Origin of the sequence: Methanomethylovorans sp., from assembly GCF_041305605.1 — an archaeon.
GTDB lineage: Archaea > Halobacteriota > Methanosarcinia > Methanosarcinales > Methanosarcinaceae > Methanomethylovorans.
The window spans coordinates 1-21,786 of sequence record NZ_JBFYLB010000142.1 but is presented as its reverse complement, the minus strand read 5'-3'; the positions used below and the strand labels follow the sequence as shown (position 1 = coordinate 21,786).

The 21,786-nt window shown below is 41.8% G+C and carries 21 protein-coding genes and 2 tRNA genes; 13 read left to right on the top strand and 10 right to left on the bottom strand.

Features of this window, described 5'->3' with window-relative positions; genetic code table 11:
* The 11 genes from ACCM36_RS08910 to ACCM36_RS08860 all read left to right on the top strand — a co-directional run.
* A partial coding sequence (locus ACCM36_RS08910) for a sulfatase-like hydrolase/transferase (RefSeq protein ID WP_370573401.1) occupies nucleotides 1-629 on the top strand: 629 nt, incomplete at its 5' end.
* 49 nt (nucleotides 630-678) lie between these two features.
* A complete protein-coding gene (locus tag ACCM36_RS08905; RefSeq protein ID WP_370573399.1) occupies nucleotides 679-1,521 on the top strand; it encodes a metallophosphoesterase in 843 nt (280 codons plus the stop codon).
* A 32-nt stretch (nucleotides 1,522-1,553) separates the two neighbouring features.
* On the top strand, nucleotides 1,554-1,775 hold the full coding sequence (locus tag ACCM36_RS08900) for a sulfurtransferase TusA family protein (protein ID WP_370573402.1): 222 nt from the start codon (nucleotides 1,554-1,556) through the stop codon (nucleotides 1,773-1,775).
* Between the two features lie 7 nt (nucleotides 1,776-1,782).
* The gene (locus ACCM36_RS08895) at nucleotides 1,783-2,202 is read left to right on the top strand and encodes a DsrE/DsrF/DrsH-like family protein (protein WP_370573398.1); all 420 of its coding nucleotides are present in this window, start codon (nucleotides 1,783-1,785) and stop codon (nucleotides 2,200-2,202) included.
* Nucleotides 2,203-2,214: 12 nt separating this feature from the next.
* The gene (locus ACCM36_RS08890; RefSeq protein WP_370573397.1) at nucleotides 2,215-3,384 is read left to right on the top strand and encodes a cysteine desulfurase family protein; all 1,170 of its coding nucleotides are present in this window, start codon (nucleotides 2,215-2,217) and stop codon (nucleotides 3,382-3,384) included.
* 9 nt (nucleotides 3,385-3,393) lie between these two features.
* A complete protein-coding gene (locus ACCM36_RS08885) occupies nucleotides 3,394-4,032 on the top strand; it encodes an iron-sulfur cluster assembly scaffold protein (RefSeq protein WP_370573396.1) in 639 nt (212 codons plus the stop codon).
* Nucleotides 4,013-4,591: a DUF2284 domain-containing protein gene (locus ACCM36_RS08880; protein WP_370573395.1), complete on the top strand. Its 579-nt coding sequence runs from the start codon at nucleotides 4,013-4,015 to the stop codon at nucleotides 4,589-4,591. Before ACCM36_RS08885 ends, ACCM36_RS08880 begins: the two co-directional genes overlap by 20 nt.
* A gap of 14 nt (nucleotides 4,592-4,605) precedes the next feature.
* The gene (locus ACCM36_RS08875) at nucleotides 4,606-5,319 is read left to right on the top strand and encodes a tetratricopeptide repeat protein (RefSeq protein WP_370573394.1); all 714 of its coding nucleotides are present in this window, start codon (nucleotides 4,606-4,608) and stop codon (nucleotides 5,317-5,319) included.
* A 177-nt stretch (nucleotides 5,320-5,496) separates the two neighbouring features.
* Nucleotides 5,497-7,272, top strand: coding sequence for a CHASE4 domain-containing protein (locus tag ACCM36_RS08870; protein ID WP_370573393.1), 1,776 nt, complete (start codon nucleotides 5,497-5,499; stop codon nucleotides 7,270-7,272).
* Between the two features lie 241 nt (nucleotides 7,273-7,513).
* Nucleotides 7,514-7,717 carry a TRAM domain-containing protein gene (locus ACCM36_RS08865; protein WP_321418256.1) on the top strand — a complete coding sequence of 68 codons (204 nt, stop codon included), beginning with the start codon at nucleotides 7,514-7,516 and terminating at the stop codon, nucleotides 7,715-7,717.
* 175 nt (nucleotides 7,718-7,892) lie between these two features.
* Nucleotides 7,893-8,954 carry a DEAD/DEAH box helicase gene (locus tag ACCM36_RS08860; RefSeq protein ID WP_370573392.1) on the top strand — a complete coding sequence of 354 codons (1,062 nt, stop codon included), beginning with the start codon at nucleotides 7,893-7,895 and terminating at the stop codon, nucleotides 8,952-8,954.
* A 106-nt stretch (nucleotides 8,955-9,060) separates the two neighbouring features.
* Here the strand turns inward: ACCM36_RS08860 and ACCM36_RS08855 are convergent, their stop codons facing one another.
* Together ACCM36_RS08855 and ACCM36_RS08850 are read right to left on the bottom strand one after the other, a co-directional pair.
* Nucleotides 9,061-10,122, bottom strand: a complete 1,062-nt coding sequence (locus ACCM36_RS08855; RefSeq protein WP_370573391.1) for a hypothetical protein — start codon at nucleotides 10,120-10,122, stop codon at nucleotides 9,061-9,063.
* A gap of 739 nt (nucleotides 10,123-10,861) precedes the next feature.
* Nucleotides 10,862-11,098: a hypothetical protein gene (locus ACCM36_RS08850; protein WP_370573390.1), complete on the bottom strand. Its 237-nt coding sequence runs from the start codon at nucleotides 11,096-11,098 to the stop codon at nucleotides 10,862-10,864.
* A gap of 51 nt (nucleotides 11,099-11,149) precedes the next feature.
* On the opposite strand from ACCM36_RS08850, the gene ACCM36_RS08845 reads away from it, so the two are divergent.
* Nucleotides 11,150-11,323, top strand: coding sequence for a hypothetical protein (locus tag ACCM36_RS08845; protein ID WP_370573389.1), 174 nt, complete (start codon nucleotides 11,150-11,152; stop codon nucleotides 11,321-11,323).
* Between the two features lie 228 nt (nucleotides 11,324-11,551).
* Here the strand turns inward: ACCM36_RS08845 and ACCM36_RS08840 are convergent, their stop codons facing one another.
* The 8 genes from ACCM36_RS08840 to ACCM36_RS08805 form a co-directional block, all read right to left on the bottom strand.
* Nucleotides 11,552-11,818 (bottom strand): hypothetical protein, encoded by a 267-nt coding sequence (locus ACCM36_RS08840; RefSeq protein ID WP_370573388.1) that lies wholly within the window; start codon nucleotides 11,816-11,818, stop codon nucleotides 11,552-11,554.
* Nucleotides 11,819-12,488: 670 nt separating this feature from the next.
* A tRNA-Ile gene (locus ACCM36_RS08835) sits at nucleotides 12,489-12,563 on the bottom strand.
* 20 nt (nucleotides 12,564-12,583) lie between these two features.
* A tRNA-Asn gene (locus tag ACCM36_RS08830) sits at nucleotides 12,584-12,656 on the bottom strand.
* 213 nt (nucleotides 12,657-12,869) lie between these two features.
* On the bottom strand, nucleotides 12,870-13,895 hold the full coding sequence (amrS, locus tag ACCM36_RS08825; protein WP_370573387.1) for an AmmeMemoRadiSam system radical SAM enzyme: 1,026 nt from the start codon (nucleotides 13,893-13,895) through the stop codon (nucleotides 12,870-12,872).
* Between the two features lie 70 nt (nucleotides 13,896-13,965).
* The gene (locus tag ACCM36_RS08820) at nucleotides 13,966-14,850 is read right to left on the bottom strand and encodes a hypothetical protein (RefSeq protein ID WP_370573386.1); all 885 of its coding nucleotides are present in this window, start codon (nucleotides 14,848-14,850) and stop codon (nucleotides 13,966-13,968) included.
* 10 nt (nucleotides 14,851-14,860) lie between these two features.
* Nucleotides 14,861-15,982 carry a LamG-like jellyroll fold domain-containing protein gene (locus tag ACCM36_RS08815; RefSeq protein WP_370573385.1) on the bottom strand — a complete coding sequence of 374 codons (1,122 nt, stop codon included), beginning with the start codon at nucleotides 15,980-15,982 and terminating at the stop codon, nucleotides 14,861-14,863.
* Nucleotides 15,983-15,992: 10 nt separating this feature from the next.
* Entirely contained in the window at nucleotides 15,993-17,933 is a 1,941-nt protein-coding gene (locus ACCM36_RS08810; RefSeq protein ID WP_370573384.1) for a type II secretion system F family protein, read from the bottom strand.
* A 14-nt stretch (nucleotides 17,934-17,947) separates the two neighbouring features.
* Nucleotides 17,948-19,597, bottom strand: coding sequence for a type II/IV secretion system ATPase subunit (locus ACCM36_RS08805; RefSeq protein ID WP_370573383.1), 1,650 nt, complete (start codon nucleotides 19,595-19,597; stop codon nucleotides 17,948-17,950).
* Between the two features lie 714 nt (nucleotides 19,598-20,311).
* Here ACCM36_RS08805 and ACCM36_RS08800 point away from each other — a divergent pair.
* Nucleotides 20,312-21,786, top strand: a 1,475-nt coding sequence (locus tag ACCM36_RS08800) for a right-handed parallel beta-helix repeat-containing protein (RefSeq protein WP_370573382.1), incomplete at its 3' end; no start/stop codon positions are given.

The following is a 21,786-nucleotide window of genomic DNA, read 5'->3' as shown; positions in this document are numbered from 1 at the left end:
TTCCATTGTATGAAATGTGCACAGAACATAATATTGCATTCATATTTACAGCGGACCATGGAATGGGTTTCACATCATCTGATAGTAAGGGCGGTCATCAGTCAGATACGTATTCAGGCATGGATGAAGCCCAGATGGTACCTTTCATAGTACATGCACCGGACGTACCTGCAAAAGTACTTTATGGAGAATATGGGCAACAGGACATTGCTTCCACAATTCTGAGCATACTGAACCTGCCTAACGGATTAAAGAATTCTGATGGTCTTCAAATCCCTATAAAGGAGCATACAACCCTGGGTGTACGTGGACCCTCCAAGGGTACAGTTGAACTCTGGGATGAGGGAAAACTGATACAACAAGCCTCCAATGATAACAATTATCTATTCATCGGCCTGGGCAGAGAGAAAAAATATACAGTGAAGTTTACCCCGGATGATACAAGATCTGAGACTTTCCAGAAGGAAATAGAACCCGGCTCAGACCAGCTTGTTGTGTTCAGTATGGACACTTCGGACCCAGATCCGGCAGATTACTGGAAGCCTAGATATATAATAGGAGCTTTCGTTATTATACTGATCAATATAGTTGGATTGCTGTATATTAAAAGGATACTGAAAGAGCAATAATTAGTATATCGGCATCAATGTTGGCTGAAAATTGCCCGGGGTGGGGAAAATGCCCGTATGCCTTACGAAACTATCCAGAATACTACCAGCAATGGAGAATATCCTGATCCTGGAAAAACCTGTGATAGCTGGAAGACTACCCTGCATGGTAGTAGGCGATCTGCACGGCAACAAGAAAGCCCTTGATTTCATAATCTACATGTGGAGAGCATTTAGCTGTCCACAAATACTGTTCCTCGGAGATTATGTGGATAGAGGAAATGGATCTGTGGATGTGCTGATTAGCTTATTTGAAATGAAGCGACAGGATTGGAAGAACATTATCTTGCTTAGAGGTAATCACGAAAGTCCGGAAATGAACCGAAAATATGGATTTTTTAATGAGATAGACCGAAATGAAGAACTACTGGCAGATGTGACCTCTGTCTTTAAAAAAATGCCAGTTGCAGCGATTCTCCCAAAAGGGATCTTCTGCGTACATGCTGGTATTCCGGGTGCTTGTAACATTGATGATGTTAGTAAGGAAAATTCATTTGAATTTCTCTGGAACGATCCTTGGGAACATAAAGGTATGGGTTTTTCACCAAGAGGAATTGGCATACACCAGTTTGGCAGGGACATCTTTGAAGACTTCCTTAAAGTGAATCGGCTTAGAATGATGATAAGAGCACACAGTACACTTATGTCAGGATATGAATGGCATTTTGACAAAAAACTACTGTCCCTGTTCTCCACTCCTGAATATTGCGGTGCGGATAATCGGGGTGCTTTTGCATTGCTCCATGGATCCGGTATGCACATATACGTGTTTGGGGGAAGAGGGGAAAAGTATGAACTCATAGAAATGACTTCTATGAGGTGTAAAATGTATTCTGATGAGAAGGAATATTAACAATTGTGAACATAGAGGAGTGGGGTGATAGTATAGCTATAGTAGAGATAGATGTAAGGGGCCAGACGTGCCCGGTGCCACTTGTGGAATGCCGTAAAGCGCTTCGCAAAGCATCTCCTGGAGATGAGGTTGTAGTAATTGGTACACATCCGGCATCAAAGAAGGAAATTCCCATGGCATGCGAGTCTTTGGGTCTTGATGTGCTGGCAGTGGAAGACAAAGGCAACGAATGGAAGATAAGAATACGAAGGTAGTGGTCAAATGGGGAATAAAGCTGTAATTGTAGTACATAGCGGGGATATGGATAAGATATATAGTGCTTTGATCATAGGCAATGGTGCACTCTCCATGGGCCTTGAATCCTCCCTGTATTTCACTTTCTGGGGTTTGCAGCGGCTTAAGAAAGGTGGTCTTGAAGCAGGTCCCCTGTCAAAGATGCATATGCTGGGTTTGGGCAAATGGATGGTGAAAAAGAGGATGCAGAAAGCCAATGTAGCTTCTCTGGAAAAGCTCATGCAGGATTACAAGGAGCTAGGGGGCCGGATCATAGCCTGCGAGATGACCATGGAGATAATGGGGATCAAAAAGGAAGAATTGCGTACTGAATGGATAGATGAGTACGGAGCAGTAGGCACATACATACATGAAGCAAAAGATGCCAGTATTACCCTTTTCATTTGATGGAGATAGAATATGTTAGACAAGATAACTTATCTGGACAATGCAGCCAGCACTCGCCTGGACGAGCGTGTCCTGGAAGCTATGAAGCCTTATTTCTTTGATACTTATGCAGTAGCGACTTCGGAGTTTGGCTATTCCATGGGAATAGATGCAAAGGAAGGGCTTATGGATGCCAGGGAATCAATAGCAAAAACCCTTGGTGCATCAGCAGAAGAATTGGTGTTCACTTCCGGAGAAACAGAGTCCAGCAACATGGCCATCAAAGGTGTTACAGCTGCTCTCAGGAAGAAAAAAGGTTCACATATAATAGTATCCCGGATAGAGGATTTCCCGGTGCTCAACACTGCAAAGAGCCTGGAAAGACAGGGCTTCAAAGTAGATTACCTCAATGTGGACAACGAAGGATCTGCAGATCTGGAGCAGCTTGGCAGCCTGATAACCAAAGAAACTGCACTGGTATCCATCCAGCATGCCAATCAGGAGATCGGTACACTACAGGATATCAAAGCCATTGCAGAGATGTGCAGTGAAAAAGATGTGCTGTTACATAGTGATGCCACGCATACATTCACTCGTGTGCCGCTGGACGTCAAAAAATTGCCTGTGGACCTGGTGACAATGTCTGCGCATACCATACATGGTCCACGGGGAGTTGGTGCTCTCTATATACGTGAAGGCACACCCATAGAAAAGTGGATGGATGGAGGCTACCAGGAATCAAACCGCAGGGCAGGCCTGGAAAATATCCCGGGTGCAGTGGGTTTTGCAAAGGCGGTGGAACTTGTGACACCTGAAGAGAACGTCAGGCTTGCCCGGATGCGGGATCATACTATCAGCAAGGCTTTGGAGGCAATTCCCCATGTTACACTTAACGGTAGCCGTACCAACCGCACACCACAGAATGCCAACCTGACATTCCATTATGTAGAGGGAGAATCTATGACATTACATCTGGACATGCGAGGATTTGCAGTAAGCACCGGATCCGCATGTTTTAGCAGGTCACTGGAAGCAAGCCATGTGATCCTGGGCATCGGCGGTGATCATGAGAGGGCTCACGGCTCCCTTAGATTCAGTTTCGGCAGGTATAACACAATGGAAGACGTGGATGCGGTCCTGGATGCTTTAAAGGAGATAGTGGAGAGGCTTAGAGAGATAAGTCCGCTATATGCAAAAAAGTGAGGTGATAACATGAAGTTCCCTTATACTGAGAAAGTGCTGGAGCATTTCCGCAATCCTAAGAATGTGGGTAAGCTCGAGGATGCAGATGGCAAAGGTCTGGAGGGTAGCCCCGCATGTGGGGACATGGTTGCAGTATACCTTAAAGTGAATCCCGAAACCACTGTGATAGATGATATTAAATTCGAGTCCTATGGATGTGCTTCCAACATAGCCACTGCATCCATTATTACCGAAATGGCTAAAGGAAAGACCATAGCTGAGGCAAAGAAGATCAGTTGGCAGGAAGCAACCGATGAACTGGGAGGTTTGCCTCCTGTGAAAAGACACTGTTCGGTGCTGGCTGTGGAGGGATTGAGGTCTGCGATACGAGATTATGAGGAAAAGCACGGCCTGGTAAGTGAGCAAGAGCCAACCACAGAAGAGGTTGTAAGGAACAGACTTAAACATGTCATGAATCCTATGGCAGGGCTTGACATAGTACGTACGGAACTGGTCACCAAGATAGAGGTCAAAGAAGGGATAATAAGAGTTATCCTTGATCTGCCTTCCAGTCATCAGTTCGCAAACGCCATAAAGGAGGATCTTGTGGAAAAACTGGAAGCTCTGTGGGATGTAAAGGAAGTAAAAGTTGTCTTCACTGAAGGCTGATATAAAGAATACGAGTATGCCCATAAATGAAAAGCAGGACATACTTATTGGAAGAGCTTTGGAGCTTGGCCTGCGAGTATATTCTATAAAAGCTGCGGACATACTGGTGGAAAACCGGGTCAGACTTAAGTGTGAATACGGATGTAGGGGATATGGTAAGCGCTTAAGCTGTCCTCCCCACGTAATGGACGTGGATGAGTTCAGGAAGACCCTTACAGAATACAGTAATGCCCTGCTGCTCATTGAAGAGCATGATATGTCAAATGAACCCGACATTTTAAAAGCGTGGTCCCATTTGCGCAGGGAAGCGTTCCATAAAATGCTGGAGCTGGAATTTCTTGCATTCAGGCAAGGTTTTACCTATGCACAGTTACTGCGGCCTGGTGCGTGTAATGAATGTGACATTTGTGCTGAAAAATGCAGAAAACCGGAATTTCGCAGGTTCCCTCCGGAAGCAGCGGGTATCAATGTAGGTAAAATTATGGACATGGTAGGTGAAACACTTGTTTTTTGCGATGCTTCCGTCATCAAGTGTATCGGTATTCTACTACTTGAATAAAAGGTATCTGACAAATGAACTCAAAAAAAGAACCTGCTAAAAGGGAAATGGCTGTCGTTTCCCAAAAATATGTATTGATGGGAGACAAGGAAACAGATCCTGGGAAAAAGGAACACTATTACAGGATGGCTCTGGAAATGGAGCCCAAAAACGCATCTGCTCTCAATAAAATGGGCCTTCTTTTCTACCAAAAAGGAGATCACAGGGAAGCTATCAGGTTCTTTGATGCTGTAATTGATCTGGGGAAAGTGCACAATCTATGTCCGATCTATTTCAATAAGAGTATGGCTTTAAAAGCATTGAAGGAATACGAGGCTGCACTCAACTATATTTCTAAAGCTTTGACCTGTGGTTCAAAAAATCCGCAGGCAGAAGATCTTAAGAAAGAGCTTCAGGACATAGTGGACGAAAAATACAGACGTCTGGCTGAGAGAGAAAAGCAGGCGGCATATAGTACTTCCAAAAAAGAGAAGAGATACAGTTCCTGGAATCCTCCCGCCATTTCCATACTTGTGAATATGATCTATTATAAGGATTGGAATGTATACAAGCATCGCAGGGACTTTGAAATCACAGATGCACAAAAGGAAAAAGTGACTGCTAAACTTGCGAGTAAAGAATTTTGTTGTGCTGTCTGCAATTTTTATAGAAGCGGTATGTGTAAAAAGAAGCAAAGTATGCAAGTAGACGCAAAAGCTATTTGCAAAGCTTTCCAGCCTTGCAATTAAACGCAACTTGTGCTTATGCATTATCGTTGATCTGAGCTTGATAGCACTTTTTCTACAATAACTATTTATGGATAGATTATATATTCATAAAAAAATATATACGTTTAGCATAATAGTTAGCAAATATATCTGATCTTCTGCTCTTAACAAAACAAGTGTAATTTATAATGTGGTTTCATGAAACTGGTCAATAAAACAACCCTTATATTTTCTGCGACCCTTATTTTGATTCTTATCTGCCTCTATCTTGCTACACAAACCATAATGATGCATAGTTTCACTCAACTGGAAGAAAAAGAAACAGCAAAGCACTTACGAATAACATTGTCTGAACTTGAAACGGCTGGATCCCACCTTGAGACAATAAATCGGGACTGGTCACAGTGGGATGACACCTACTATTTTGTGCAGGGGCAGGAAAATGATTATATACCATCTAATCTGGAAAATGAGACCATAATAAATTTACAGATCAATGCGATCTGGTTCTTTGATTCTTCTCATCGTTTAGTATTTGCCAGGAACGTAGATCTTGAAACTGGTAAAGAGGTGCCTTTGCCTACTAACTTCGAAAAAGAAATAGCAACAAATGGATTTATTCTATCACATCCCGATGCGAATAGCCGGATCTCAGGAATGATCAGCCTGTCAGAAGGTCCGATGCTGATATCTTCCCTTCCCATCCTTAATAGTTCAGGAGAAAGCCCTGTAGCAGGAACTCTTATCATGGGACGCTATCTTGATTCGAGTTTAATAAAAAAGATGAGTGAAAAAGTTGGTCTGCCTATTACAGTCTATGAAATAAAGGATACGAATATTTCCGAAAACCATCACAGAGAACTGCTTTTAAATCCTTCTGACTCTCATGTATTTGTAAACCCAATAGATGAATACAGGATCGAAGGATATCAGTTATTAAATGATATATATGGGAAGCCTTCCTTTATCTGGAAGGTAGAAGATACAAGAGATATTTATCTTCAAGGGATAAAAACCAAAGACTATATTGTTCTGCTCATTTTCGGAGTAGGCTATATTTTCTGGATGGTCACTCTTTTACTTTTGGATAAATTCGTCATATCTCCCATCTATGGGTTCAGTAAGGAGGTAAAAAAGATAGGCGAACATGAGAATAGCTCGCTACGCCTGTCACAGGCAGGGAACAATGAGATATCATACCTTGCAACTGAAATAAATAGCATGCTGGATTCACTTGAAAAAAAGGAAGATGCTCTGATAAAAGCAAAGATAGAAGCAGAAACTGCAAATCGGACGAAAGGTGAATTCCTGGCAAATATGAGCCATGAACTCCGTACACCACTTAATTCCATTATCGGTTTTTCAGATATGCTGCTTGAGATCTCATCGCATAATCTGGAAAAGAAACAAGTAGGGTACCTGAAGAATATTTCCAATAGTGGTAAACATTTGCTTACCATTATCAATGATATACTTGATCTATCAAAGGTAGAAGCCGGAAGAATGCAATTGTTCATGGAGAACTTTATGGTCTTTGATGCATTCGAAGAAGTGAAAAAGATAATGATGATCACTGCAACAAAGAAGAACATCTCTCTGGAGTTCAGTGTGGAAGAACAATTTATGCTGAAGGCTGATAAGGTGAGGTTCAAACAGATCCTCTACAACCTTATCAGCAATGCTATCAAATTCACTCCTAATGATGGATCGGTCCACGTCTCTGCAAAAAGATCGGCAGACATGCTTAGATTTGATGTAAAGGACACTGGCATCGGAATTGCAAAAAAGGACATAAAGAACCTGTTCCAAACATTCAGACAGCTTGATTCTTCAAGTAGCAGACAATACGAGGGAACCGGATTAGGCCTTTATCTTGTAAAAATGCTGGTCGAGCTGCATGGCGGGAGAATATGGGCTGAGAGTGAACTGGGAATAGGTTCATCATTTATATTTGAATTGCCTGCCGGACCATAGTTCTCTTTATGAATTAAATTAAAGTTATTTATCTACGAAGTATTATGCAATAAATAGTTGGAATAGTAAATGCCATCAATAGTCTTATATATGATTAGTCCCACTTAAGATTGCTTTAAGATATAAACTGTGTAGATAAACGTACTGGCATTAAATAGTGTTACTTTCTCGTACATGCTGTTTTTCCGTTATGTTTTCGTTATAGTTGGGTCTCTTAAGCTAATATAAGGACGTGAATTATTTGTTTGGAAATGAACCAACTGCCCCAGTGGATGCTGGAAAAGAATATGAAGTAAAGATCGAAGACCTCGCAAGAGAGGGAGATGGCATTGCCAGAGTAAGCGGTTTTGTAATATTTGTGCCAGGTACTTCCGTAGGCGATGAAGTGACCATAAAGGTCACAAAAGTAATGCGCAAATTCGCATTTGCTGAAGTCAGCAACTAAGCCATATTTTTTCTTAGGTGTGCAGGCGAAAATATTCTCCTGTCACCCTTCTTATTATCTGTTTTGACGCATGAAAAACGTAATTGTGTGATTGCCACACAGGAATTTTAATATGAATAAAATTACATTTAACGACTTAAATTTATCTTTAGATATCAAAAAAGCAATAGAATCCATGGGGTTCGTGGATCCTACTCCTATACAGGTACAGGCTATTCCTTATATCCTTGAAGGAAAGGACGTGATAGGACAGGCCGAAACAGGTACAGGTAAGACCGCAGCGTTTGGAATACCTGCACTGGAGATGGTCAATATCAACCAGAAGAAGGTACAAGCACTCGTGTTATGTCCTACAAGAGAGCTTGCAAATCAGGTTGCTGCAGAGATGAACCTGCTTTCGAGATATAAGGATATAAAGATCCAGGCCATATATGGCGGTCAAGCCATAGAAAGACAGATCCGGACTTTAAAGAAAGGTGTCCATATAGTCATAGGTACCCCGGGAAGGGTAATGGATCATCTCGAGCGTAACACCCTCAAACTTGACAATTTGAAAATGCTTGTGCTGGATGAAGCTGACAAGATGCTGGATATGGGATTCAGAGAGGATATAGAACTTATCCTGAACAAGGCTCCTGAAAGAAGACAGACAATCCTTTTTTCTGCAACCATGCCCAAACCCATCATGAAGTTGACAACCAAATATCAGCATGAACCTTTGTTGGTAAAGACCCAGCAGAAGAACATCAATGTTCCTCAGATAGAACAGTTCTATTTTGACACAAAAGGTAGATCAAAGCACGATATACTCTGCAGGGTCATAGATAACTATGATATGAAGTCCTCCCTCGTGTTCTGCAACACCAAAAAAGGTGTGGATGAACTGGTAGGCACTCTCAGAAGGAGAGGATACCTGGCCGATGGGTTACATGGCGATATGGGCCAGAGGCAGAGGGATGAAGTAATGTCCGGTTTCAGGAATGGAACGATCGAAACTCTTGTGGCTACAGATGTGGCTTCCCGTGGCATAGATGTGAAGAATATCGAAGCTGTATTCAATTACGACATTCCGCAGGATACCGAGTCCTATATTCACAGGATAGGCAGGACCGGAAGGGCTGGAAAAGAAGGAAGGGCTTTTACATTTGCTGCCAGCAGGGAAGTTTACAGGATAAAGAACATCCAGAAATACACCAACACTGTGATCCGCTGCAAAGAACTGCCTTCTGCAGCATAATTACTAAATTATTTCGTAAATGAGATATCCCTTGTGGGAATGGTCAGGGGATATTCATAGTTTATTTTATTTTATTTTAAATGGCCTTCTACTGCATTAGTCCCACTCACAATAATCTTTCCAAAATGGCCATAACAATTTCAAGGGCGATGAGGACTATAACTATCCATTCAAGGAAGTTGGAGTGCTGGATCCGGACTTCTTCGGAAAGCATGGAATAATTGTCCCTGATCACTTCGATCTTGTGGCTAACACTTTCACTCCATTGGCTGCTGCGCAGCATTTTTAAGACAGATGCATAGACTCTGGCATAGTAAATGTCTTCTGTGACCTTGATAAGGTTGTTTACCTTTTCTGTAACTTCAGATATCTCTGCATTGTTCTGCATCAGCTGCGTCATGATCAATCGATACTGATGCCTTCTTCGAAAAGGAGGAAGCTTGTCGGCAAGCACGATGTCATCGTACATTTTCCCCATCTGTCGACTCAGTTCCCGGTCATAGTAGCGCAGTTCGAACACCTGCACATTCGCAAATTCAATGAGATCGAAAAGATCTGTGGGACTGTCCGGATTACATAGCAGGGCCGAGTCCCAGGAGAGTATAGCAAGATCTTCTTTTGTATAACTTTGTGTACCTTTGAGGATCTCCTCCCTCATCTGAGGGGAAAAGTTTCTTTTTTCTCCTGCCAGCAAGGGTAAAGGATCAATTGATCCATCTATCCAATCCGTAAGATATATTGTGTAGTCCTCAAAAAAATCAGGGCTTAAAGCAAAACCTCTTATATGAGGTTTGAGCATGTCTGTGAGTGTCTTAAGGTGTGACAGAAACAGGTCGGAAAGTCCTTCCTGTTCTGCAAAAAGGAGCGCAGTTTCTTCCAGAAGAGCAAAATCCTTTTCAGGTCTTTCATAAGCAAAACAGAGGCTGATGGCCCCCATATCAAAGATACGGGCAAACACGGTGAAATCAAAGGTCCTGCCCTCCTTTTCCACGGTGGAGCGACCCATTCTAATCAAGAGGGGTGGCACGTCCAGTATGATGGATTTGGGCTTGACACGCAGGAAACTTGTCCTTGCAATGAGAAAGCTTTGGGCAAGTTCCCTTTCCAGCCAGTCGAGATCTATTTCCCAGCCTATGTCATAAATCCTGTAAAACCGAAGTGCTATCAAGGATTTCCATCTCCTGCAAAAGTATTATATGCTGAATATTTGTATAATGTTCTTTTGTTACTCTTTTCAGTAGGTTATTCGTATAGATACAAGCATCGGTCAGAATGGGATAAAAGAGGGCATCAGTTTTTTGTTCAAAGTTCTCAATAAGAAATCAGCATCTGCTAGATCTTATTGTTGATTTGACAGTATATTAGTAGTATAAAACGTATACAATCATTGACTATTAGCAGATTCAGTTATTATTTAATGTGGAAGTTATTAAATACAAGGAGCTCATATTTTTATTTGCATCTTGAGAATGCCAAAATGCGGAAACAGAACCTCCTATGGAGCATGCACCAATAATGCACGAAAAAAACAAAGGATGAAATTGGGGACTCCGGTTCAGGGTAAATGAGTTAGAAATTCACACCCTGAACTGGATACGATCAAAAATAGAAAATCGAAAGTTGTTCCTTGTTCTTTTATATTCGCTACTGTCTATGCCAGGATCGTTTTTCTTATATCGATTGCCTTATAAGATCAGGCCCGAAACCAATACTAAGGCAACGATCATGAGCAGATAAGTAGCCAGTACGATAGCTACCTTCTTTACACGATTTTTACTTTTCATACCTACCACAATTAAAACCACTCTAGACCCATATATAAGGCTTTCTTAATTTGTTTGAAAGATGGGGAAGAAGTAAAGGCAAACAAGTATTGGAATCAAGCAAAAGAAGTTAAATTGAAACTATTAGTGCATAACCTTGACAAGTATGTCAAGGTTACATATATTGTTCAAATGAACATTTCTACAGAGCCCAAGATTAATTATTGCCACATTAGTACCAAATGCTTCAAATGAAAACTGAAGCTGTAGACCCTGTGCACCTGTGGGGACCATAAAAGGCACTTCTCCCCTGAGCTTGCTACCAGGGACAACATTCATCGAATGGCTTAAACAGTGCAGTTTCTGCAGTGAAATCGTCACTATATGAATACCCAAATGAATCGTATACTTTAAAGTTTATCATAGGCGAATATGAGACTCTCAAGATCAAACCAGAAGACGAGCCAAGTAAAGAAGGGGACAGAACTTGGATCCACAGAGGACGAAAGCCTTGCATTATATAACATGGTCCACTACAAGAAGGCCTTCGAGAACTTGCAGGAACAGAGACAGGAGATTGTTAAGTATCTGATCTCTGGTGCATAATCGACATTCCTACACTATGTAGTATGTCCAACTGGCTGGGTATCTCTTTTTGTCCACTCGATAAAAGCCCGGCCACCGTTCTTCTACTTCACTGGAAACACTTTCATACACTTTTATACAGAAGTCGTGTTTACCAGGTCTCCCACCATGGTCTTTTAGTTTCAGGTGAAGTATGGCCGAGTAAAACTATCCCTTCGTAGCACCCAACCAGCCCAATCCACCTTATTTTCATGGTGCTATACGGTAAGCGATCTTCACAGCATTTACAACAAGATAAGCAAGCACAGCTAAGAAGAGCGCTACTGCTATCAGAGCTAGAACGATCAACATCAAACCCAAAACCACAGCCACAGGCAACCATAATGGTGCAAATACCCAAAGCCATTCAATATCCAAGTATCCCATGGCCTTCACGATAACCAACGCTATGGTTAGCAGTCCTGTGAATCCAATACTTACTTTTCTAAATACGTTTTTCAAAATAACATTTTTCATTTATATCATATACCATCTATGTGTTCCACATCTTGATTTACAGACACCTTATCCTGATCAGAATGGTATGGGAGGTTTCCCTCCCACTGAGCAACTGTGTTAATATGTACACAATTACTTTCTCTTTGATGAACCACCGGATGGGTATGTGTGGTAAAGTGGCTCTGCCTGTGCTGGCTTCTTAGATCCAGTCTTCTTCTGCTCTTTTACTACCATTTATCTCACCTCCGTTTTTTGTCCATTCCACAATATAGCATTTCAGTGGCCGAATTAGATCCAGAATGCATGAGCTAGAAGGATTTGATTAAGCCACTAAAATACCAATATACTGGGAAACTATGCTTCTATCTAGTTCCTCAGCAAAAGCCAATATATAATTATTAATATATTAATTATTCCGTGTGGGATAGTGTTAAGATTGTTTACTATTGAACCACGTACAAACAAAAACATAAGGTAAAGATAGCCATGTGGGTTAGAAACTAAAAGAGGTAAATACCAGTTCCGGCGTTGGATTGTTGGTAGTACGAAAAACCTGAACTGGATTCAGATGTTTTTAAGAATATATCTTATTAATCTCTTTTCATTATAGATTTCTCACATATATAGTATTTTGTAAAATAAAAGAGTAAAAAGCAGTAACAGCTTAGGACTAGGTAATATTCTTCAGTGGGCCTGACCGGATTTGAACCGGTGGCCGCCCGGTTATGAGCCGGGCGCTCTAACCTGACTAAGCTACAGGCCCTCCGTGAAAAAAATTAAAAACGCCGCCAACAGGGCTCGAACCTGTGACATTCTGGTTAACAGCCAGACACTCTACCAACTGAGTTATGGCGGCTTATATCAGCGCCCTACGCGCGGAACTTCTTAATGCACTTATTGTTTTTAAACTTTGTGTTCGCAGTGCCTTAATTATTGTCCGGATAATAAGAAACCAGGTGCAAGTTGAAACCATTATATATATTCCAGTAGATCTATGAGGTTGACCAATATAAAACCATCATTTTTCGTCATCCATATTGATTACGGTTTCTTGTTTTGATTTGTTTGCTCATTCATCATACGCCGCACTAACAACTGGAATAGCTTCCCCACACTTGGGGCATGCCCCGGCCTGAGTTATATCATACTCAAGCAAGGAGAATGCATTTCTTTGGATCAATAGCGTTCCACATTTTGGACAATAAGTGTTCTCATAACCATGACCTGGCATATTTCCAATATAAACGAATTTCATGCCTTCCTCTGTAGCTATCCTGTGTGCCTCTTCCAACTTCCGGATCGGAGTCGGCAAAAGACCTGACATGTGATATTGAGGATGGAAACGCGTGAAGTGTAAAGGAGTGTCAGGTCCAAGGTTCTCATATATCCACCTTACCATGTTCCGGATCTCATCGGAAGAGTCATTATGATCGGGGATCACGAGATTCACAACTTCCACATGCATTCCAAGTCCACGGGCAAGTTTTGCCGATTCCAGCACGGGTCCAAGTTTTGCACTGGCAACCTCTCTATAAAAATCCTCGGTGAAAGCCTTGATATCCACCCTGAATGCATCCAGGTATGGAGATATATGCTCCAGTGCTTCTGCGGTAATATATCCGTTCGTAATATATGCGGTTGCAAGCCCTGCTTCTTTTGCAAGCCTTGCACAGTCATATGTATACTCATACCAGATAGTAGGTTCATTATAGGTCCATGCAATAGTCCTTGCACCTACAGCAAGTGCCCTCTGTACAGCCTCTTCAGGTGTGATCTCCACTGTATTGGCTCCATCGACCTCTATTTGGGATATCGTCCAGTTCTGGCAATGTTTACATCTGAAATTGCATCCTACTGTACCCAGTGAATATGCAAGTGTGCCCGGGTAAAAATGGAACAAAGGTTTTTTTTCGATAGGATCAACTGCCTCGCTGGAAACAGTGCTATATATCAAAGTGTAAAGGATCCCATTCCTATTCTCACGGACCCTGCAAAATCCTCTCCTGCCATCAGCTACGATACACCTGTGGCTACAAACCCTGCAATGGACCTTGTTCCCTTCAAGTTTATCGTAAAGCATGGCTTCCTTGATCATACAAAACCCCCCTCAATTACATCGTGTTCAAAAGACTTAAGCCTTATCAAAAAACTGAGTAAAAAAGTAATTAAAGTATATTCAGGCTTACATTAAAATCGTGCACATTTACTCTAGGTCTTATGTCAGCACCGGCGTCTCCTGAAATATAGAGAATAGTTGCTGTAGCGTTGGAGTTTATACTGTATTGCCCGGCATCAAGGTGCGAAGCTTGCATAAGTCTGCCCAGATAACCCTGCCATGCCATAGAATTCTCAGTTTCCACAAGCAGTGTCAATTCATCTACAAGTACACTTCCATTATAGATCGAGTCTGAATCGCTATATGTAAAATACACTTCTTCCATACTATTACTACTTATGCTCCTCTGCAAACCTGAAAGTTTTACAGCATCTACGGTCACATCAATAGTATCGTTCACAGACCTTCTAACACTAATGTGCGGAACCATTTTCATAACAGAGCGATCGTTTTGGCCTATTGCCAATCCTCCGCACTCATAAGAGAACCTTTGGTTTGGATAATGATCGTTGTTGGACAAAAAATCCACACTGCCCATGTTTTTCATCAAGTCTCCGCTTTCCTGGGTCACTCCGTTCAATTCAGTAGTAAGATACATGTTGATCATTCGCGTATTAAGTAACAAAGTGGAACTCGAAGAAGATGGGTTGAAGAATGGTACTTCCCCACCACCCATGGTAAGAGGCATACCTGCCGAAAAAGACTCGTCCCCCGTAGCAGAAGCTGCAAGCATCAGATCGACCCCGGACTTGAGTTGAGACATATCTTTAATGGCACTGCGCATGTGCAAATGCTCAGCATCCTCTGTCCACTGTGGAACATATCGCACATTTATTGACGTGATCAAAGCAATTACCAATGCCAGCAGAAGAATGGCGGATACAACTGTGGAGACTGCTTCTTCTGACCTCTGAGTATATAGCTTTTGCACCATTTCCACCATCTCAGGATTGCATCGTAGCGTTGTAATAATCCATTATCTCTTCATCTGACAGAGCTTTTTTATAAAGAGCAAGTTCGTCGAGCCTGCCTCTGTAATAGAAATTATAGGTACCGGAATTCTGTCTTCCTATCCATAAATTATTTGTATTGGGTTTTAACTTCACACCATTGGTTGGTGCACTTTCAATAAACTGGCCATTCTTATAGAACCGTATCTCATCATTATCAAAAGTGATCCCTATCATGAACCATAAATTGTTAGACAGGCTCATGTCAGAAGTCTGTACATAATTGGTATTACTATCATTCCACTCTAAGAGAAGTTCCCTCTGGGTCACAAACACATCAAAATTGTCGTCCTCATTGCTTCCTTTTCCTACTATTGCATTCGTGCCGATCACATTTCTGCAATTCATCCAGAATAGGATGCTCAGTTCATCCGTAAAGTTTAGGGATGGATCATGTGGAACAGCTACATAATTATTGTTCCCGTTAAACACCAATGAATTATTTTTGACACCAATACCCCAGGTAGCACCATAGATCGTTCCATCATTGTTCCCTCTTATATCGTGTAATATGCTGCCAGTACCTTCATTGCAATTCCACACTGAGACCGGGTAGGTCTGTACTCCGGGAAGGGTATGATTACCGCTGCTTTGTCCCATTATATTCCCAAGGACCATACCACTTTTTAAGATCGTGTTAGAGGGTACATGCACCATTACCACATATATCTGATCAGTGTTTATTATGTCCCTTCCCCAAAGAGCTGAAGTGTCCAGGCCGATAGTGTCACCAAGTTCCCATAAAGGTTTGGTGTACAGGGTTGTAAGTTGCTGTGGGTTTATTTCATAGCGGTCAGTATTGATGTCCACAAAGACCCTTATATTATCAGCTTGAACTCTTTCTCCTCCTATATGCCTGAACCATATAGTATCAGTATTACTATCCACCCAACCATCTATATCAAGTGCCGGTTTTTCTACGGAACCTTGTGGAGAAAGCAGAAAAACAGCTATGACCGAAAATGCGATCACGGCTATGCCGGTTAGCAGGATCTCTCCTATTATTTCGGATACCGCCTCACAATTTTCTATCAGGCCTTTTTCTTTCGAATACATATATTACTCCTTAATAGAATGTCATAAATACCAAATAAGCAGTGAGCATCATGACTATCGAATATTTGAATCCGGCACTTACCTCCCCTCTTTCCATTTTACCTGCAACAAGGCCGGAACAAAGTCCCTGGATCATAGCTGCATGGAACAGAAGCACATTGTATTCGTCCAGATCCACTAATTGAATAAGGGGCATAGCCATATTTGCACTTGCGCTTGCAACTGGCATGGACGGAAGGAAATATGCTGCAAGGATGTATACTATGAATAGGAACACTCCGTAGGCAACATAAATGATGAACACATACACAAACATCTCTGATTTTCGTTCTTTCTTCAACTGCTTCTGCACTTCAGCATCAGTAGCTGCAATAGTAAGCACATTCATAATGTTGCTGGTGGTTTCCGTGGCTTTGATGATAATGTATACTATTTTTGTTGTCATCTCTGTCCGAATGCGATATTCGAATTTCTTCAGCGCTTCGGAAAGAGTGGCACCCCAGGACAGTTCATTATGCATCCTCCTCACTTCAGTATGCAGTATTCCGATCTTCAAATGTGTTGCAAAAGCAATTGCATCGGTCAAAAGCATGCCGGATTCATTCATGCTGGCAAGGTTCTTCAGGAAGTCAGGTATTTGTTCATCGATTTTTGTTATCCTGGTGTGCCATAGTTCATAGAAGATCACATATGGGATCACAACTATGAGCATGGCGCTGAATATTTGCCCGTCGATCGATGCAAGAGTTTCTATATTAAAATCCCAAATGGAAGTTAGATGAATAAAATCGATATGTTTATTCAAATTATAGTGCAAATAAACTATACTTAAGGGTATACTGATCAATAAAGTATGTTTAGGATTTGCTTGCATCCATTTCATTGGATGAAGCAGACGAGCGGTTATTTTATTGGCTTTCTCATACAACTTGATGCGTTTTATTTTTTTCTTTTCGTCTTCAGTACCTTCTCTCAGCAGAACATTATTGAATTCTTTAAGATACCTATCCAGTTTGTATATCTCGGTTTTTTTTTCCCCGGGTCCTGTAAGAGAATTCAGAAGAAGTAGGTATGTAACAGTGCTAACCGGAATTATCAAATAAATTATTATATAGAGTATTTTTGTGCTGCTGGGATTTATAAGCCCAAGGACCACAAGTATGGTCATGAGAAAAAGAGGACCTGCTACAAAAGTGGAGATGTAGACCTCTGCCATAACACCCAGTGTTTCAAAGAACATCCGTTGCTGCTTCATAGCATTGTCATGGAAATACTTACTTTTCGAACCAAGGTAGGCACCAATATTTCCTCCACTTGACAGAACAGAAGAAAGACCTTCCAGAAAATCCCTCATCTCCCCCGAAGGGGATCGGTGAGTAGCATTACTTAATGCCGTTAGCAGATCAGTGCCAAAATATTCTATGTCATTCACTATTTTAGTGAACTCTGCGGCAGAAGCTCCGTAAATATCTTTATGTTCACTTAATGACCTGAACATATCCAATATTGTAATAGCGCCCCCGCGACTGAGTGCATATAGAAAAGCAACTGTATGGGAAAGTGACTGATCGATGACGCCAATCCTTATCCCTGCTTTGACGCCTGGGATGAGCAGGCATGTTGTGAAGGTAATATGTGCTATGACCACAAAGCTGAACCCGGTTTCTATCATTGTCCAGTAGAAAGGGTCCATAATTTCGTATATGAGTGGATCGGATGTTAACAACAGAGCAAAAACAAGGAGCACGGTTCCCTTAGATACCGTGTATATGAAGAATGCCGCCAGAATTCCAAGAAAAAGAGCGTATATGTAGGCACGTACAATATATTCATCCGCAAGAACTTTCATACTAGCCCGTTGCAGTTGTAATCGAAGCTGGATGTAGCGGTCATTATCTCTGGATACGAATGGTCTGAAGAGGTCACACGTTGCTTGCAGGATGCTGTGCATTTATATTCCCCTTCTCAAATGTTCTGCGAGATCATATCCAGGAGCATATCGTTCTTTATAGCATTCAATACCATTGCAGGATTTGCCGAATATGCCTGCACGACCAGTGATACACTAACATAATCACGCATTTGCTTTCTGCTCATGTACTCTAGTATGAGTTTACGATCGTCCATTTCCTGCTCCAGCTTCTCCTGATTCCATCCGCGTGCCTGCATTACCATTTTCAGGGCATGGGATTCACCGGAACGATGGAACATATCAGCCAGCGGGTCCCATTTATATAGTTCATTCACAAGTAATTCCCCTGTTATGGAATCCATATCAGTGAGCTCTACAACGCTCTCTGTTCTTCTGACCTTCTCATTGTCCACGAAAGTTAGCAGCTGGATGGTCATAATGTCTAAGGAGTGTAACATCACACGTGGCACATTAAGAGGCTCACTGTTAAGCCTGCTGACAACTGCTTGCACATCGCCGGCGTGGATGGTGGAATATGTTGCATGGCCTGTGGATATTGCCTGGAACAGAGTAAGAGCTTCTTCTCCTCGCACTTCACCCACGAGTATATATTCGGGTCTTTGCCTGAGTGCGGATCTGAGCAGGTCATACATGGAGATCTCTCCCCTGTCCGAAAAAGATATGGCTTCCCTGGTCACTCCAGCTATCCAGTTGTCATGATGCAGCATGAGTTCCCGAGTATCTTCAATGGAAACCACTTTTGATAAGGGTGGAATGAAAAGGGAAACAGCATTAAGCATGGAGGTCTTGCCTGATGCCGTTCCACCTGCAAATAATGCACTGTTCCCGTTTTCCATAGCCAGCCAGAAATATGCCATCATTTCGACAGTGCATGTGTTGTAGTTGATAAGATCTATGGGTGTGATCGGGTCCCCACGGAACTTTCTAATCGTAAATGAACTCCCTCTTGTAGTGACCTCTTTTCCCAGGGTCGCCTGAAGGCGAGAGCCATCGGGAAGAGTTGCATCGACCAGTGGTTCTCCGATCGAGATATGCTTACCACTTTTCTGGCAAAGCTTAATGACCATGGAGTTGAGTTCCAACTCCTCATAAACTATATTTGTCATTATATTGCGATACCGTGCATGATAGAGAAAGACTGGAATCTTTGGCCCGTCACAGGAAATATCCTCGATGAAGGGGTCCATGAGTAGTGAATTGATCCTGCCTTCACCCATAAAGTTACGTTCAAGGTAATACATGATGCGATGCATGGATGGAATATCAAGGTCTGCATGATACCTTTTAAAAAGCTGTAGCACATGCTCGGTCAGAACTTCCAGTTTTTTTTCCCTCTTTACCATCTTTCCAAGCGTAAGTAAATCCTTGAGGTCATCGTAGAGCATCTCCAGCAACTCTTTCTCATAGGTTGTTAATGCGGGCTCTACTACATGAAAATAGTTAACATCTTTTTTTTTCAGAATGGATATGAATGAGTAGGGCTCATTGACCCAGTATCGTTCAATTTCCGTATATCCTTCAGGAACAGAATATTCGATGAGCGGGCCATGCATCAGTGGATCGTATGGTGGAAAGGAGCGACGGGGTTTTTTCCAGAATCGCAGGTCAATGCCTGTGATAGCCGAATAAAGGGAATCCTTTGATCTTTTGGGGTTATTTCTCTGGACGACTTTGGCTATCATTGTTTCATCCGGTAGATCCTAACTGAGGCATGAAGCCCATCTATCTCATCATCATTATGATAAGAAGAGACGTTTCAATATAAAAGGTTTTTGTCATAGCAGGTCATCTCTGAAAAAAATAGTGTAACCCCAGCAACCTGAAAGAAAAGTCCCAAGAACAGACAGTTCATGATCAGAATCCGATCGCAAAACAAGTGTTATCATTGTCGTCCTTTATGATATTTGCCAGATCTATAAAACGGATAATTAGAACGCTTATCTGAAACAAGGAGTATAATGTTTCCAGCAAAAAAAGTCAAACGAAATGGATCTTTAGTCGGCAACTGCATAACGTCACCTCTAAATTAGAAATTACCAACTCTTTATTAATCCAGTAGTTATATTTTTTAGTATAGATATATATAGATAGTTTTTATATTCAATAGATTTGCTTCTATTCCCATATTCAGTCTGACAATAATATATGATCGGCAAAAATGGGAGGCAAATATGTTCGAATATGTCCATAAAAAACTCAATAAAGGGTTCGGTTTGCATAGATGGTCTAAATCCCGTCACATCTTGCTAATTGCAGTATATGCATTTGGTCTCACCTTTCAATTACTATTTTCATCATTATCCACTTCTTTAACAAATTACTATTATTCAATGTATAAATATTTTTGTACATTAAAGAAAATCTGTAATTCAGTAATTATCCTTTCATTTTGCATTGTGTGTTTTTCAATCGTCTGTTCCGGTTTGTCTTCAGCAGCTACTGTATATGTTGATACTGACGGAAGCGGCAACTTCAATTGTGACGGGACAAACGATCATATTGAAATAAACAAAGCTCTGGCGTATATCGACAGTACCGGCGGTGGTACTGTATACTTAAGGGGTCCGAATACATACTGGATCGATAACACTCTGGACATAGGAGCAGGCACTACTCTTACAGGTGACTCGACCGCTGAAATAAAACTTGTTGCAAATGCAGGCTGGTCTGAAAACGTTCCCCTCATTGCCAACGTAGGGACAGATGATGATATAACTATCACAGGGTTCACAATAGACGGAAATAGTCAAAGCCAGTCAGGGATCAGTCTTGGAGATTCTTATTATATCCTCATGTACTTTGATGGTGCTGAAAACATCGAAGTTTCCGACATGCGCCTGGAATGGGGATGCAGTGACGGGCTGAAGATCAGAAACAGCAATCACATAACTTTCTCAGATAACGACGTATACAAAATGGGTCACGATGCCTTCTATGCCATTTTATGCAGTGACATGGTAGTTTCCGGGAACATTGTATTTACCAGGACCAATGGAGCATGCCGGCTTTCCACAGGTGCACAAAATGCAGCTATATATGATAATACCTTTTATTCTGCGATCGTGGGTGATTCGACAGGGCCCGCGATAGAGCTGGATAAAACATCAACGACAGGCACTACCGGATTTGATGATATCGAGATATATAATAACAGGATCCACACGATGAATGGCGCTGCGGTCTGGATGTCTGCATCTTATCCGGATGATGTGGTCCATGCAAAAGATGTACACATCCATCATAATATTTTCACTAATGTGGGACAATATAAAACCAACACCGGATACAGTAATGCCGCTATAGTTTTATGCAGTTTTGACAATACAATTATCGAGAACAATGTTTTCGACGATGGAGGACACGCAGCAATAAAGTGGTTCAGCAGACCCGGCAGACCGATACAGGATGTCACATATACGACCATTGTGAGGAATAATATCATCATGAACTGCGATGATGACTCGTCTGTTTCCGGATCAGGGGTTGGAATATGGAATACTGATCCGACACACAGCAAATTCATTGTTCAGAATAACGATTTTTATAATAACGAGAATGGACAGACATATGGCAGTGGTTTCACTATGGCCAATAACCTGAATGTTGATCCGCTATGTGTTGATCCCGCCAACTCGAACGTTAATTCCCGTGACTATCATCTCAAGAGCAAAGCAGGTCATTACTCAAATGGTAAATGGATAGCAGATGCGGTAGCAAGTTCACTAATAGATGCAGGATATTCCATGTCTGCATATAGCAGCGAACCTTCCCCTAACGGTGGCAGGATCAACATCGGCAGATATGGTAACACTGTCCAGGCATCCAAGAGTGGTTCCAGTGTTTCGAACCAGGTCGATAATCCACCGGTTGC